The following is a 14,467-nucleotide window of genomic DNA, read 5'->3' as shown; positions in this document are numbered from 1 at the left end:
ACCGCGTACGGCACCTGACGGCTTTCGGTCTTCAGGTGCCGTTCTCATCCAAGAACGGTCAAAGACGAACTGTGTGTTCGGTAATCCGGTCCGGTGGCACGGTGGCGACCTTTTACGTTTCGTCACATGGCTCACTCTTCTGAACCGCTCTTTCCGACGTCCCGGCGCGGCCTCCTGCGCGCCGCCGTGGCCGGCACCGCTGTCGGCGCGAGCGCCTGGGCGCTCGACATCCCCAGCGCTGCGGCCTCGCCGTCCGTCGCCGCCGGAGTCGCCGAACCTCGCCCCACCACTCCGCAGGCTGCCCTGCGCCGGCTGGACGCGGGCAACCGCCGCTGGCGCACCTTCCGCGAGCGGCACCCCCACGAGACGCGCGCGGTCCGGCGCGAGCTGGTCTCGGGCCAGCACCCCTTCGCCGTGATACTCGGCTGCATCGACTCGCGCGTGCCTCCGGAACTGGTCTTCGACCAGGGTCTCGGCGACCTGATGACCGTCCGGTCCGCGGGCGAGGTCCTGGACGAGGCGGTCCTGGGCAGCGTGGCGTACGGGGTGCTGGAGCTGGACATACCGCTCGTCATGGTGCTCGGGCATCAGTCGTGCGGCGCCGTCGCCGCCGCCGTGCACGCGGAGGAGACCGGCGAGGAGCTGCCCGCGCACATCCAGTACCTCGCCGACCAGATCAAGCCCGCGATCGACCACTCGGTGGAGGGTCCGGCGCGCGTCGACGCGACGGTTTCGGCGCAGGTGCGGCTCGTACGGTCACGGCTCGCGGCGGAGAGCGACCTCGCCGCCAAGGTCGAGGCGGGACGTCTCGCGATAGTCGGCGCCCGCTACGAACTGACCAGCCAACTCGTCCACCGCGTGGCCTGACGGCCGCGGCACCACATCCTCACCCGTGACGCGGGAGACCTCGACCGAAGCACCTGCCCAACCGCCAACCCGTGCGGCATAAGGGCCATTTCGGGAGGCGCCAGGGGTAGCTCTTCCAGATCAGGAGTGATCACAATGTAAAGGAAGTGTGCCGGAATCCGGAGAGGTTGTGCGTACTGCGGGCCGGTGCACCGCCGTCGTGTACCCGAGCAGTCTGGAGTCAGCGTGACGTCCGACCTTCCCACCCCGCAGCCGGATCCGGTCGAGGCCCGCCGAGCCGGCGGTCCCTTCGCCGAAGCGCCGTCGCTGGACGGCGAGTTGCGCTTCGACGAGGTCGCCCTCGACGCGGCGGCCACCGACTTCGGCGGTCTGGTCAGCAGACGGCCCGCCGCGGTGCTCAGACCGGGCTCCGCGAAGGACGTCGCCGCCATGGTCCGCTACTGCCGGGAGCGCGGACTCAAGGTCGCCGGGCGGGGCCAGGGACACTCCACCCACGGACAGGCCCAGGTGCCGGACGGGCTCGTCGTCGAACTCAGCGCCCTGGACTCGATCGAGATCCTCGACGACACCGCCGTAGTGGGGAGCGGCGTGGTGTGGAGCGACCTGCTCCGCGCCACGCTGGAGCGGGGGCTCACCCCGCCCGCCTTCACCGACTACCTGGAACTGTCCGTGGGCGGCACGCTGTCGGCCGGTGGGCTCGGAGGCCAGATCGGCCGCTACGGCACCCAGGTCGACAACGTGCGCGAACTCGAGGTGGTGACCGGCAAGGGCAAGCTCACGACCTGCTCGCCGACCGTCCGCCCGGACCTCTTCCGCGCCGCCCTCGGCGGCCTCGGACAGTGCGGGATCATCACGCGCGCCACGATCTCCCTGGTCCCCGCGCCCCGCTCCGTACGGCACTACGTCCTGACCTACCCGACCGTCGAGGCGATCACCGCCCAGCAGACGAAACTGATCCAGGAGGCGCGGTTCGACTACCTCGTCGGCCAGGCCCTCCCCGGTCCCGACGGCTGGACCTACATGATCGAGGCCGGTACCTACGACGGCACCGCCGACGACGACGAGCGCCTCACTTCCGACCTGGGCCACACCGCCGCGCAGATCCAGGACGTGCCGTACTTCGACTTCGTGAACCGGCTCGCGCCGGCGGTGGAGGCGTTCAAGGCCATGGGCGAATGGCAGCGCCCCCACCCCTGGTACGACAGCTTCCTCCCCGCCTCCACGGTGAACACCGTCGTCACGGACACCCTCTCGGGCCTCAAGGGCAACGCGATCGGCGTGACCGCGGTCATCCTGCTCTACCCGATCCTGACCGCGAAGTGCGCGACGCCGCTGCCGATCATGCCGGACGAGGAGCTCGTCTACCTCTTCTCACTCCTCAAGACCGCGTCCCCCGGCGCGGATTCCGCCGAGGAGATGGTCGCCGCCAACCGCGCCCAGTACGACGTCACGCGCGCCGCGGGCGGCTGCTGGTACCCGATCGGGTCCGTGCCGCTGACCAAGGAGGACTGGGTGCGCCACTTCGGCCCCTTCTGGGCGGAGTTCGATGCCGCTCGCCGCCGCTACGACCCCGACGGCGTCCTCACCCCCGGTCAGCGCATCTTCTGATCACGCTCCGGACCCGCCCCGCCGGGCGGGTCCTCGGCATGCCCCGGGGACGCCACTCAGGAGAGCGGGCTCGGGCTGAGCCCCTCCCGGTCCCGTCCAGGCCGCATCAGCGGGCAGGCGCTCGGCGCAGCCGGGATCGGACTCGGCGCGCAGGTGGACGCTTTCGCGAAGCCGCGGTCCACATGGGCCGGGTCTGGGCCCTCCTCAGCTACCGCCGTCGTGGGGCCCCCGGCCGCCGCGTGCCAGAGCCACGTTCGCGTGTACGCCGACACCTGGGTCCACCTCGACGAAGACCACGGCGGGCGCGCCCCCAACGCGCCTCCAACGCCACCTTCGGATGGGGGGACGGGCTTTGATCATCCACACCCACCAGCCAGAAAGGACTCAGCTACCTGAGCGACCAGACTCGCGGGCGCTCTTCCGTTGCATGCTTCGTCTCGTACCGCCCGAGACGGTAATGCACCGCAGGTCCGGTTCCAACGGTCGGGCTGAGGTCGCGACCGCCCTGCCGTGGGCGGCTGTGCGACCGTCCACGGCAGGGGTGCGGTCCGCGCGTTCAGCGGTAGCGGCGGTGGAGGTGCAGGGTGGTGAAGACCGCCACCCCGAGGGTGATGTGCATGAGGGCCAGGGCCGCAATGGTGCCGCCGTCGGCGTCGGACGACAGGGGGCCCGCAACCGACAACAGCGCCAGACCGCTGCCCGCGTACTGCGCCACCCGCAGGAAGACCGGCTTCCACAGGCTCAGCAGCAGAGCGGCACCCGTCCCGACGACCAGCGGAACGACGGAGGCCCCGATGACGCCCCCGACCGTGATGGCGTGCTCCTCACCGGCGTCCACGACGACGAGCAAGGCACCAGACAGCTTGGCGACGGCGAAGACGACCAGATTGACCATGGCTGCACCGACCGCGCCGGTGACCAGCACCATCCACCAGCCGAAGGTGGGCCGGCGGGCCAGCAGTACGGAGTCGGCCGCGGAAGAGCCAGTGTTGCGAAGTGTATTGCCCGACATGAGAGTCCCCCAATGTAAAAGAGCGCCCGGCACGGTTCGGCCTTCGGCATGCACAGAAGCCTCCAACCTGAACCTGACTTGAGGTCAAGCCTTTTCTCCCGAGGGGCAGCCCAACCGAATTGGGGACCTGGGCTCACCCCTGGGTGGCTACGCGCGCCAAGATCAAGGGGGTGAACTCGCCCTGGAACCCGTGGCCAACCCGAACGGCATGGGCACCCTTCCTGACGTCTACCGCCTCGTCTGGAGCACACGTTCCGCCTGCTCAAGCAGACCCTCGGCTGGCCCCGGCACCGCCTGCGCGACTCGGCGGCAGCCGACCGCTGGAGCTGGCTGGTCATCGCCGCCCACACCCAGCTCCGCCTCGCCCGCCCGCTCGTAGCCGACCTCCGCCCCCTGCCTCGCGGCGACAGGGCCTGCAGCAACGGGCCGTGCCTGCGGCGCCGGGGCATCCGGCACACCATCCGGGAGAAGATCGGCAGCCGGGCCGCCCGCCTGCGCGAAGGCTCACGCGGCGGACGGCCACCGGGCTTCGACGAAGAGCGGTACAAGACGCGCAACACCGTCGAACGGGCCATCAAAAGCCTCAAGCACGCCCGAGCTGTGGCCACCCGCTACGACAAGCGCGGCTACATCTCCCTCGGGGCCGCGACTGCCGCGGCCCTCATCATCTGGCTCCGCGCCTGATCGGCCGGACACGTCCTAGCCGGCCCGTCACTTCCCGGGCCCGCCGTCGCCCGGATCCGCCGGCTGTCCTGTGGGGCCAGTTCCCTTGGCGGCCGCGCGGATCCGGTCGAGATCCAGACCCGCCTGCTCGCAGAGGGTGGCGAGGTCGAAGTAGACCGACTCCCCCGCCATCAGGCCCTCTCTGAACGGCACCACGTTGGTGAAGGGCACGGTGAAGGGACGGCCGCTCGGTGGTACACCGAGCCATGCGCCGCGGCTGGTACCACGGAGCGTCCCCCACACAACCACGACGTCGTCCCCGTACGCCATAGCCTTGTCGTCGGGCGTGAGGTCGGGGAACGCCGTGAAAATGCCCTCGTACGCGGCCCGCGTGGCAGCCCGGCCCCGACTGCGCCGCCCGAGCGGCACGGTCTCGAAGAAGCAGTCGTCGGCGAACGTGCGGAGGATACCGTCGTAATCGCGCGCGGCCTCGGCGGCGCGGTGAGCCTCGCAGAGGCGGGTCATCTCGTCGCGGTCCATGTCTGTCTCCAGGGCGGGTACCGGCCCGCCACACGCGGGTCGCCTCACGCTAGTCGGCGCCGCGCCACCGCTGAGCCCCTGACATCCCGACGGAGGGGATCGCCGTGGGACGTCACCTGATCGCGCGACACTCGGCCGCTGCGATTGGGCGGATCAGCTGCGCGCGTCCGCGGGCTGGTCGAGGCATCGGGCCGCGGCGGTCGGTCTTCGTCTCGCCGAGGGTGTCCGCGTGCCGCTGGGCGGCGTCGCCCCGGCGCCGCGAGGCCGGGGCATGGCCAGTGCCCTCGCAGCAGGCGGGCCAGCTCGTCGTCCATGTCGACCTTGCCGGTGTCGACGGCGTTCTCGATCCAGTCCAGCGTGGCCTGCACCTCGGCGATGTTCTGGTGCACGACCGCCCGTTCGCGGACAACTGCCGGTCCCGCAGGTGGGGAACGGCTCGCTCGTCCGGCCGCGGCGACGAACGAGTGGCAGGCGGTGACCAGGTCGAAGAACTCGACCGTGCGATTGATCTGCCTGACGGCCGGGGTGACAGGGCTTGTCCGTTCGAAGTTCTCGCGGGCCTGGTGGCCGCGTCCGGCCTGGGCGTGGTTGACCTGGTGGCGGGCGCTGTCGTCGGACATGGCTCGGAAGGAGGCGTCCGGGCGGCGCAGTAGGCCGGTCGTCGCGACGGTCTGATCACACGTGAGTTCCTCGACAACGCGCACCTTGTCCACGACGGCGACCTTCGCCGAGACCGTGGGCCGGCGCAACAGGTCGGCGGTGACGGCCGCGGCGGCACGGTGTTCCCGTCGGGGCTGGCGCATCTCCACCTGGGTCTTCGGGGCGATGCCGGCCGCTGCCGGGAACCACTGTGTGCTGCAGGTACGGCTTGGCGCTTCGGGCGTGCAGCTCGCACTCGGCGACCGTGATGGCGCCGCTCTGGGTGCTGGTGGGGTAGTCCAGTTGGATGGCGGCGGTCTTCGGGTCGAGGTCGGGCTGGGCTTCGAGGAGATCGACGATCCGCCGACGGCGCAGGGCGGCGAGGCCGGACTTGGCGGTGGAGAACCTGGTGATGGCAGGGTGGGCGTCCAGGAGTTGCGATGCGCGGGAGGACCTGGTCGCCGGGGAATGTCGCCGCTGCCTTCGCCGCGGCCGGGTCGCTTGTTCTTGTACGCGAGGATTAGAGCCCGGCTCCTGGAAGTGAGGTCCCGCAGGGTGCTGCAGGCTGGATCGACAACCTGTGTCGGCGTCGGCGACGTGGTGCGAAACTTCGGGCCATGACCTCACCTGAGCTCAGTGACCTGAACTATCTCGGGGAGATCGAGCGCCTCGCTCACCGCGTCAGTGTGGAGGCGTCCAACGAGGATGGCTCTCCCTCCAGGCGGACCCGGATGAGGCGACACCTCTCCAGCGCAGTGTGAATGCGCTTGCTCGGGCACTGCGCCATCACCACTTCGAGGGCGACGGCTGCTTGGAGGAGGACCGGCCTCTGGTCCGCCTCGTCGGGGCCTCCGTGCTGAAGCCCGGGGCCATGCCGGCCGGGGTGGAGGAGGCGTACGAGGAGGTGTGCATGCGGATTGGCGTCGTCCCCAGGCCGGAGGGCTGGGCGCTGTGGAACACCTGGAGCGACGGGGACCTGAAGGTGACCATGGTGGTCGCCGCGGTCGAGACGACCGAGGGGCTGTTTCAGAACTGGGCTCGCGGGAGGGCACTCGACCCGGTGCCGCCGCTGCCCTCTCAGATCGCCCTCCTTCGCCAGAGATGGATAGGGCCGATGACGTTCTCACCTCGTGGCGTCAGACGGACCGGTCTTGGTGGTCGGCCGCTGTCCTAGGCTCTGGCCGCGGCACGGATACCTCGTGAGGGGCGACTTCGGGGTGCGTGAACCGCACGGGCTTGCCCAGCGACCGGGCGTAGGCGATTTCAGCTCGGGTGCTGTCTCCGATGTAGTCGCCGACTACGAGCACCTCATCAGCGAGCCGGATCTTCGCTCGGTGCAGATCGTCGAGTCGTACTTTCAGCGCCTCGGCCTCGACCGGGTCGGACCAGAGTTCGTGGGGCGACTTCATGTCACAGCCCGGTTTGACGACAATCTTTCCGGCTTTGGTCTCCCGCAGATCAGCCTCGGCCATCTCGGTCATGAAGCGAGTGGAGCCGCAGATCACGATGATACGCGGGAGGCTCAGCTGCTTCTTCGCGTCGGCGAGCCTCTCCTCGGGGGTGAGCGGGTATGACATGGGTCCTCCTGGTGGGTTGGCCCAAAGGGTGCTCTGAGACAAGAACGAGGGTGTCCAAGATAGGCCGACGAACGCGAGACCCTCGTCAACCTCCTGACCCCGGAATACGAGCTCCTGCGCGCAACAGCTGCTCATCTCCATGCCTCCGACTAGCCTTTCAGCGACCACCTACAACGCGGTTCGGGCGGCCGGCGCCAAGTGCAAGGCGTTCCCGGCGAGCAGGCGGCCGCCCGGGCCTCGCTGGTGTACGCGATGATGCGTAGCGCGTGCTCGCTCCACACCGGCAGACCACCTCAGCGCGCCTCGGGAGCGGTGGGCAAGCCGCCGTTCGGGGACGGCGTGTCCAGGTTCCCCCTTAGCTATCCCGCGGCTACCGGCGTCGTCCGATCCGGAACCCGCCGCCGCGGTTGGCCGCCGCCTCCGGTTCGGCCGCCGCGCGGGCCGCGGCCTCTTCCGCCTAACGGCGGACGAGGCGTTCGCCCTCGGCCCAGGCGCTCGCGGAGTCCCCGCAACTCCGGCACAGTCCGTCGCTGTCGCTGCCCCAGGACGCACCCCACCCTCGCACCGCTTCCCAGCGGTCCTCGGTGAACTTCACCCCGCGGTTGGTGCACACCGGCCGCCGCACCTCCCGCTCGGCGGCCTCCCGCTCCGCCTTCAGTCGCCGGGCCTGCTCCCACTGCACCGCGTACAGCCGGTCGCCGTCGGGATTGTCCAGCGCCTCGCCCAGAGTCTGCGCCTCTCCCCGCCCGCGCCTGCGCCTGCGCCCCACCATCCCCGCGGCACCGGCCGGGTCGGCGGTGATCCGCTCCAACTCGTTCGTCATGATCGAGCTCATGCACCGCAGACTCGCGAGAGAATCCACTCCGAATTGCGAGTACACACTCCGAATTGCGAGTACACATAGCCCCGCCGGAGACCCTTCGGACTTCTATATGGTGGCGTGCATGGTCGATGTCATCCCCACGAATCCTCAGGAAGAAGCCGCTCAAGGTCGCATAGCCCTCTGGCTCACAGTCGAGGACCTTGGGTGGCTGGCACGGCACTGCTGCTGCCCAGAAGATGCATCGTCCGATGAAAAGGACCGGTGCGGCCGGCTCCGATTCCGAGCGAGCGCCGCCCTGCACAAGCACAGCCAGACCGACTGACGCTGCTTGCTCGTCGGCATCATGACGCCCTCGGCCCGACGGCTTCTCACACTGTCGAGGCGGGGCAATTCGCTGTTTCTCTCAGCCCTCCGGCCAGTCCGGCTTGCTCGGCATGGAGCTGTGGTGCTCCACCGGAGCGTCGGTGCCCCAGTGCGCCCACAACCAGAAGGCCAGCCCGCCGACGCCGAGCAGTCCCATAGGAATGACGACGGCGACGATGGAGTCGAGCACAGCGCCTCCCCCCGGTGCGGCTGCTCAGTACTCGGACCGTTCCCACCCGACAAAGCGGCTACACGCTGCCGAGCGGGCAGCGCCGGGGCCTGCGGATGCTCCGTGGGACTGCGGTCCACTGTCGGCGTCGCCGGTGACCGTGCCTGGGTCGCCACGGGTGTCGGCGTCGTTTCGTGCAGCGGTTTTCGGGGCTACGCGGTCGGGGGTTCCTAGCGGGAGACGAGGAAGTGGACTTCGCGGGGGCGGATTTCGAGGTCGCTCAGGCCCTCGGGGGTGGCGTCCATCTCGCGGCCGATGGCCGACGCCGCCAGGAATGCCTCTTCGGACTCGAACGCTCCGGTGGTGACGACGGCGCTCCCGTCCGGGGTGACCCAGACGGCAACCGACTCGAAGCCGGGCTGCCGCCGGGCGGCCTCGGCGACCTTGTGGCATTCCTGGACGAACTCGTCGAGGTGCTCCGGCGCGGGGTAGTGGAAGGCGACGAAACCGAATGACATGAGCTGCCCCCTCTCAGGTTATACGATGCCGTACAACGCGAGACTAGACCTGTTATACGGCTCCGTACAAGCAAGTTCAGAGAGGAAGGCGGGCCACGGATGGGCGCGTTGCGCACGCCGCGTGAGAAGTGGATCGAAGCGGGACTGCAGGCGTTGGCCACTGGCGGCGTGGACACGGTGAGGATCGAGACACTCGCCAAGACGCTGGGGGTGACCAAGGGCGGTTTCTATGGATACTTCGCCGACCGCGACGCGCTGTTGGCTGACATGCTCGATACCTGGGAGCGCGAGAGCACCGACGACGTCATCGCCCAGGTCGAACGGCAAGGCGGCGACGCCCGGGACAAAGTCCGCCTCGCCGGGCGGCTGACCTTCTCCAGCGACCGCCTGCTCCCCATCGACCTGGCCGTCCGTGAATGGGCCCGTCGCGACCCGGCCGTAGCCGAACGGCTGCGCCGCGTGGACAACAAGCGCATGCGGCTTGCACGCGAGGCGATCGGCACGTTCTGTACCGATCCCGATGAGATCGAGGCCCGTGCCCTGCTCGCCTTCTGTACCGCCATCGGCAGCCACTTCCTCGCCGCCGACCACCCCGGGCACACTCCCCGCGCCCTCGTCATCGCCCGCGCCGCCGACATCATCCTCGACATCTCGCCGGGCCGGACCACGGGATGATGCCCGCCCGGTCAGGGTCTTCCGGCACGCTCGTCGCGGGCGGCATGGCAGAGCGGGATCAACTGGGCCTCGTGGCACCGGACCAGACGCCGAACCACTGCTCGGCGCCGAACTCCTCGAACCGCTCCACCTCGGTGAACCCGAGCTTCGCCGCAAGGCGCAACGCGCGGTCGTTGGCGGTCTGGGTGCAGACGACCACCCGCTCGCCGGGAAGCGTGTCGGCGAACCAGTCGAGGGCGGCTGCACACGCCTCTGCGGCGTACCCGTGCCCCCAGGCCTCCGGCAGGAGCATGTAGCCGAGTGCGGTCTCCCCCGCTTCGGGCCGGACGTGGCCGGGGCGGTCGGAACCGTGAGGATCGAGCGTGACCATGCCGATCATCGCTCCGTCGAGGTCGATCACGAAGAAGCCGGGACGCCGCCCTGGCACCTCGGGCATCGCCCGGTCGAGCTCCTCTCGCGGTCGGGCCCCGCCGACGTATGTGCCGACTTCCGGGGAGGAGAACAGCTCGATGAACGCCGGCCGGTCCTCGGCCTCCGACTCGCGGAGCACGAGTCGCTCGGTCTTGATCGGGGCGGGCGGCCAGGTGTCAGGTCCCAGTTCAGTCATGACGGGCAACTTATCGCGGGCGCGGCGGACTTGCGCCTGACGGAATCGGTCAACGGCTGCCTGAGGCCGAGTAGTTGATGTTGGGGGGCGAGGGGTTCGTGGGAGGGTCACGAGAGGCCTGCGCCGGTCGCCGCGAGTCATGTGTGGAGGCGTCGCCGCGTGCCAGTACCGCAGAGCGGCGAAGCGGCCCCGCGGGCTTCCCCGGGGGCGGCGGCCGTCCGGCGCTGCTGACCGGCGCGGCGTCCACGGTGCGCGGTTCCAGTTCGTCGAGCACCGCGCCCCGGCAGTTTTAGCCGCTACCTCGCGGTCGAGGTTGGGTTCGCCCGGGCGTAGGCGAGGTCCTTGATCCAGAGCTCTTGATCGTCTTCACGTCGGCGGCGTCGATGGTCCGGGTCAGCCTCTGTCCGCGGGCCGCTCGCCGCTTGCCCGGAGCACCTTAGATCTCGGAGCGGCCGGGCGGTGGCACGTGCTCCCAGGGCCGGACCGCTTGCGTGTGTCTGCCTCGTAGGCGGTCATGGCCTCGAGAATGTGCGCCGGATCCGCGCTGCTAGATTCGGCCGCCATGCAATCACGTGAGTACGATCTCGACTTTCGCGCGCGGGCCGGTCGCATACGGGCCTGGGGCATCGGGATGCTGTCCTTGGCGGCGCTGCTGTGGACATGGTGCCTCCTGCTGCTTCTGACCCCTTACGAGGTCGACAGGAAGCCCGGTGATCGGTACCCCGAGAAGTGCGAGTCGCGGCTGTTCACCGAGCGCGGCACGGCCAACGAGGGGCTGTACAGGAACGACTGGTGCCAGAACGAACGGGACTGGCCCGAGGCACTGGCCGTCCTCGCGCTCTCCGTACCGGCGACAGCCGCCGGCGTGGCGCTGTTCACGATCGGAAGCGTCACGCGCAGCATGAGTGCCCACGCCGAGGCGCTGCGCGAGCTGGACAAGTTCGCCGGCGAGACGAAGGCGTAGTAGTGGGGTAACGGGGCGGTGCGGGCGCCGTTCGGTTCGGTCGCGTGGATACGTTCCGTACGGCGTGTGGGCCCCGGCTAGTTTTGCGATGTGGCCGGGGCTTCCTAAGCCTGAGCGTCGGTGTGTCGTGCGGGCGGCGCGGCCTGTCCCTCCCCCAAGCGCATCCCAGACCGGAATCCGCGTCGGCCGTGAATCCGCCGGCGAAGGCCGGCCGGCCATGGGCGTCCGGACGAGTCCGCCGTGCGGAAATCGGTGGAAGCGCCTTGGTGTCCGCCGTTACCTTGCTGACTGACCGAGTCGTCTAGTCGAGGGCGGGCCGTTGTACACCCTGTGAGACCTCCCGAGCGCTGATCTGTCGCGCGTCGCGCCTTTGCGCCGCGCCCCTTTCTGCTGCGGATTTCTCACTGAAACCGGTGTACTTCTGTGCTCAATACCTGGGTGGTCATGCCCACCTTCCTTCCTCTCGTTCGCCGTCGTTGCCACAGATGCGCGTCCGAGCGCTTCCAGGCCAACGGAAAGTTCCGCGTCAATGCGAACCACAAGCTCCTCGACGCCTGGCTCCTCGTGCTCTGCGCGTCCTGCGGGGACACGGCGAAGCTCTCGGTGCTGGAGCGGATGAACGTCCGTTCCGTGCGGCCCGAGATGCTGGACCGGCTGCATGACAACGACCTCGCGCTGGCAGCCGAGTTGCTTCAGGATCCGGTCGTACAGCGGCGCAATCGCATCGCCCTCGACTGGGAGGGTGCATGGCGCCTCGACACCGGCGGACCGGCTGCTTGGGACGGCGAGGTGATCGACGTGGCCGTTCGCTTCGCGGCGCGGATTCCCGTCCGGCCCGTACGGCTGGTCGCCGAAGGCTGCGGTCTTTCGCGGGCGGAGGTCGAGCGGCTCATCGTGGAAGGGAAGCTCGTCTCCGCCGTGCGGCTGGACGGCAGGCTCTCGGACGACTTCACCTTCACGCTCAAGCGCTGAGCCCCTGCCGTTCAGGGCCTGGGCCGGTCCGGCGTTCCGCCGGGCAGGCCCTGCGTTGGGGAGCGGGCCGCGCCACGAGATCCCGGTCTCGTGGCGTTCCGTCGGGGGCGAAAAGGGAGGCGGGCTTGCGGCGGCGGACTCTAAGGTCATGGACCGTGACCATGTTCCTCCGCCCCCCTGCCCTTACCGCCGACGAAGTCTTCCTTCAGCTGCAGGCGTCGCACCCCGACGCCCAGGTCGCGCGGGCCGTCACCGCCGTAGGGGTCGACATCGTGGGCGTGTGCGTGCCGCGCGACCGAGTCCGGAGGGTGTGGGAGACGTGGCGCTGCCGGCACGGTGAGACCGGCTGGTGGCCGTACGTGACGTCCTCCTCGCCCGAGGGAGAGGCCGGCCACCACGATGGCCGGGGACATGACGCCGCCGAGTGGGAGAGGTCGGTCGAGGAGCTCGTCCGCCAGGACCACGATGCCCGGGCCGCGTCCCTCGTGATCTCCAGCTTCCGGTGGTCCGTGCAGGGCCTGGTCCACGGCGATGAGGAGTTCGAGGAGTGGCGGGACGACTACGATCACGCGCGTCTGGCACCCCTGCTCGGCCCCGCGGTCGCGAGGCCGTTGCCGGGAGTGTCACGCTGGGCCACCGAATCCGGCGCCCTGTTCGGGAGGGGCATGCGGTGGATCAACTTCGTGGCGGCGCGCGGTGGCTACGAGGTGCCCGTACTCCTCCCCCATCTGTACGGCACCGGCAACTGGTTCGGCTACGGCTGCCTCACCCCGCTCGACGACGCGGCGGTGCTGCGGCGGTGGCAGGAGAAGTGGGGCGCCCAGCTCTTCTTCGCCGCCGGTCCTTACCTGGAGCTCGTGGTCGACCGGCCGCCCCTCGACCCGCACGGCGCCGCACAGGCGGCCACCGAGCTGCACGCCTACTGCAGTGACACCGTCCAGGACCTGACGAAGACCGGCGACGGCATGGCCCGCTCGTCGATGTGGTCTCTCTGGTGGGACTGATCCGCGCAGTGCGCTCAGTACGGCACGGGCTCGGAGGGGAAGCAGACGGCACGATCGCTGCTGCAGATCTCCGACTCCTGGTCGAGGCTCCCCTGGGCGGTGAGGTCGAAGGTCAGGAAGGTGACCATCCGGCCTGACGGAAACTGCGCGACGGCCTGGTGTACCGGTCCCGCGCCCTGACGGCGCTAGACGTGGTCGAAGTTGCGGGAGCCTCCCTCGGACATCGCGAAGCTCAGCAGCCGGAGCTGGTCCTTCTCCTCCTCACTCGTCACGCGGTCATGGTCGAGCGGGATCGTGAAGAGCAGCCCGGGCGCCGGAGGTTCCTCGGGCACGCGGCCGCAGGTGAGCGGCCTGCAGTCCTTGCGGACCATGGCGTAGCAGAAGGTGCGGCCGTCGGGCATCCAGGCCAACTCGCCGGTGGTGGCGTCGAGGCGACGGATGACGACCACCTCGTCGAGTTCAAAGGTCTCGTAGCCCTTCGGCACCCCGGAAGCCCAAGGCCGCGCGCAGCAAGGCGTGGTCGCGGCCGGGCGCCGCCGCCTTGCCCAGCGGCCGCGCCGGCTCCGTGTCGTACGGCGGTGGCGAGGCCATCGGTCGTGGCGCGGCCGACGGCTTCGCGGTGCCGGGCTTCGCGGACTGCGGCAGCCGCCCGGGACCGGACGCGCATCCGGGTCAACGCCAGCAGCAGCACGTCTACTGCGCCTCTCGAACCCCCTCGCCCCGACATCATTCTCCCCTGCGATGCGGTTCTCTCGTCCGACGACGATAGGCCCAGGAGCAGCACTGCGACCTGCTGTTCTCTGCCATCGAACCTCAACTTGGTGGATCTTGGTCGGCGCCCGCGCATCTAAGCTGAGGCGGATCGAGCCGGCGAGGAAGGACACTGTGACTCCGCACTCTCTCGCGTTCTACTTGGACGTGATCACCTCCGGGACGGTGCTCGGCGCCCGGCCGACTGACAGCCCTGAGCAGGTCACCGCGATCCTGGGTTCCGGCTTTGCCGAGAACTCCTTCGACGACCAGAGCATGTGGCGCGACTACGGGATGGTCGAGTTCTTCTGGTGCCGGGAATCGCGCGACGATCCGTGGGTGGGGCACCACTTCACCGTGCAGGTGCATCGGCTGTCGTCCCTCGGGGGCGGCATGGTCAATGAAGCGATGCGCGAACGGTACGGCCGCTTCGGCCGCCACCTCCGCTTCGACAAGCTGGAGCGGCTGCTGGCCAGGCGTGGTGTGCACCTGGAGGACGTCCCCGACCCCAATGCTCCGGCCTACAGCCTCCATTGGCAGCCCGTCTCCGAAGTGTCCGTACTGACCTACCGGGCCCATGAGCGGAGTCCGGCTCGGCGTGGTGGCGGCCGCCTCGGTGATGTGTACGCCGTCTCGTCGTCGATGAGCGCCGAGCAAGTGGCCTGGTACCGGGAGCGGTACGGGCCTCGGAGCGGGTGAGAGCTGTCGTCCCGACG

The 14,467-nt window shown here is 69.6% G+C and carries 17 protein-coding genes; 7 read left to right on the top strand and 10 right to left on the bottom strand.

The window, feature by feature from the left end:
• The first annotated feature begins 126 nt into the window (after positions 1 to 126).
• Positions 127 to 867 carry a carbonic anhydrase gene (locus ACNJ93_RS33225; RefSeq protein ID WP_418961187.1) on the top strand — a complete coding sequence of 247 codons (741 nt, stop codon included), beginning with the start codon at positions 127 to 129 and terminating at the stop codon, positions 865 to 867.
• Between the two features lie 225 nt (positions 868 to 1,092).
• Positions 1,093 to 2,475: an FAD-binding protein gene (locus ACNJ93_RS33220; protein ID WP_418961186.1), complete on the top strand. Its 1,383-nt coding sequence runs from the start codon at positions 1,093 to 1,095 to the stop codon at positions 2,473 to 2,475.
• A gap of 556 nt (positions 2,476 to 3,031) precedes the next feature.
• On the opposite strand, the gene ACNJ93_RS33215 is transcribed toward ACNJ93_RS33220, so the two are convergent.
• The 8 genes from ACNJ93_RS33215 to ACNJ93_RS33180 form a co-directional block, all read right to left on the bottom strand.
• Positions 3,032 to 3,487 carry a DUF6069 family protein gene (locus tag ACNJ93_RS33215; RefSeq protein WP_418961185.1) on the bottom strand — a complete coding sequence of 152 codons (456 nt, stop codon included), beginning with the start codon at positions 3,485 to 3,487 and terminating at the stop codon, positions 3,032 to 3,034.
• A 711-nt stretch (positions 3,488 to 4,198) separates the two neighbouring features.
• Positions 4,199 to 4,690 (bottom strand): ester cyclase, encoded by a 492-nt coding sequence (locus tag ACNJ93_RS33210; protein ID WP_418961184.1) that lies wholly within the window; start codon positions 4,688 to 4,690, stop codon positions 4,199 to 4,201.
• Between the two features lie 44 nt (positions 4,691 to 4,734).
• Positions 4,735 to 5,493, bottom strand: a complete 759-nt coding sequence (locus ACNJ93_RS33205) for a DUF6192 family protein (protein ID WP_418961610.1) — start codon at positions 5,491 to 5,493, stop codon at positions 4,735 to 4,737.
• A 622-nt stretch (positions 5,494 to 6,115) separates the two neighbouring features.
• Positions 6,116 to 6,319 (bottom strand): hypothetical protein, encoded by a 204-nt coding sequence (locus tag ACNJ93_RS33200; protein ID WP_418961183.1) that lies wholly within the window; start codon positions 6,317 to 6,319, stop codon positions 6,116 to 6,118.
• Positions 6,320 to 6,465: 146 nt separating this feature from the next.
• Entirely contained in the window at positions 6,466 to 6,906 is a 441-nt protein-coding gene (locus tag ACNJ93_RS33195) for a hypothetical protein (RefSeq protein ID WP_418961182.1), read from the bottom strand.
• Positions 6,907 to 7,363: 457 nt separating this feature from the next.
• The gene (locus ACNJ93_RS33190) at positions 7,364 to 7,741 is read right to left on the bottom strand and encodes a hypothetical protein (RefSeq protein ID WP_418961181.1); all 378 of its coding nucleotides are present in this window, start codon (positions 7,739 to 7,741) and stop codon (positions 7,364 to 7,366) included.
• 391 nt (positions 7,742 to 8,132) lie between these two features.
• Positions 8,133 to 8,282, bottom strand: coding sequence for a hypothetical protein (locus tag ACNJ93_RS33185; RefSeq protein WP_418961180.1), 150 nt, complete (start codon positions 8,280 to 8,282; stop codon positions 8,133 to 8,135).
• Between the two features lie 209 nt (positions 8,283 to 8,491).
• Complete coding sequence (locus tag ACNJ93_RS33180) at positions 8,492 to 8,779, bottom strand: putative quinol monooxygenase (RefSeq protein ID WP_418961179.1); 288 nt, start codon at positions 8,777 to 8,779, stop codon at positions 8,492 to 8,494.
• A 99-nt stretch (positions 8,780 to 8,878) separates the two neighbouring features.
• On the opposite strand from ACNJ93_RS33180, the gene ACNJ93_RS33175 reads away from it, so the two are divergent.
• Positions 8,879 to 9,454 carry a TetR/AcrR family transcriptional regulator gene (locus tag ACNJ93_RS33175; RefSeq protein WP_418961178.1) on the top strand — a complete coding sequence of 192 codons (576 nt, stop codon included), beginning with the start codon at positions 8,879 to 8,881 and terminating at the stop codon, positions 9,452 to 9,454.
• A gap of 58 nt (positions 9,455 to 9,512) precedes the next feature.
• Here ACNJ93_RS33175 and ACNJ93_RS33170 read toward each other — a convergent pair whose 3' ends face one another.
• Complete coding sequence (locus ACNJ93_RS33170) at positions 9,513 to 10,061, bottom strand: GNAT family N-acetyltransferase (RefSeq protein WP_418961177.1); 549 nt, start codon at positions 10,059 to 10,061, stop codon at positions 9,513 to 9,515.
• A 562-nt stretch (positions 10,062 to 10,623) separates the two neighbouring features.
• Here ACNJ93_RS33170 and ACNJ93_RS33165 point away from each other — a divergent pair.
• The 3 genes from ACNJ93_RS33165 (at position 10,624) to ACNJ93_RS33155 (ending at position 13,001) form a co-directional block, all read left to right on the top strand.
• Positions 10,624 to 11,025, top strand: a complete 402-nt coding sequence (locus tag ACNJ93_RS33165; RefSeq protein ID WP_418961176.1) for a hypothetical protein — start codon at positions 10,624 to 10,626, stop codon at positions 11,023 to 11,025.
• A 444-nt stretch (positions 11,026 to 11,469) separates the two neighbouring features.
• Positions 11,470 to 11,997, top strand: a complete 528-nt coding sequence (locus tag ACNJ93_RS33160; protein ID WP_418961175.1) for a DUF1062 domain-containing protein — start codon at positions 11,470 to 11,472, stop codon at positions 11,995 to 11,997.
• Between the two features lie 161 nt (positions 11,998 to 12,158).
• A complete protein-coding gene (locus ACNJ93_RS33155) occupies positions 12,159 to 13,001 on the top strand; it encodes a DUF4253 domain-containing protein (protein WP_418961609.1) in 843 nt (280 codons plus the stop codon).
• Positions 13,002 to 13,186: 185 nt separating this feature from the next.
• Here the strand turns inward: ACNJ93_RS33155 and ACNJ93_RS33150 are convergent, their stop codons facing one another.
• Positions 13,187 to 13,486 carry a hypothetical protein gene (locus ACNJ93_RS33150; RefSeq protein ID WP_418961174.1) on the bottom strand — a complete coding sequence of 100 codons (300 nt, stop codon included), beginning with the start codon at positions 13,484 to 13,486 and terminating at the stop codon, positions 13,187 to 13,189.
• 400 nt (positions 13,487 to 13,886) lie between these two features.
• Here ACNJ93_RS33150 and ACNJ93_RS33145 point away from each other — a divergent pair, with 400 nt between their 5' ends.
• On the top strand, positions 13,887 to 14,450 hold the full coding sequence (locus ACNJ93_RS33145) for a hypothetical protein (RefSeq protein WP_418961173.1): 564 nt from the start codon (positions 13,887 to 13,889) through the stop codon (positions 14,448 to 14,450).
• Positions 14,451 to 14,467: the final 17 nt, after the last annotated feature.

It is taken from the genome of Streptomyces tritici, assembly GCF_048500665.1.
Lineage (GTDB): Bacteria > Actinomycetota > Actinomycetes > Streptomycetales > Streptomycetaceae > Streptomyces > Streptomyces tritici.
This window is presented reverse-complemented; position numbering and strand designations above follow the sequence as displayed.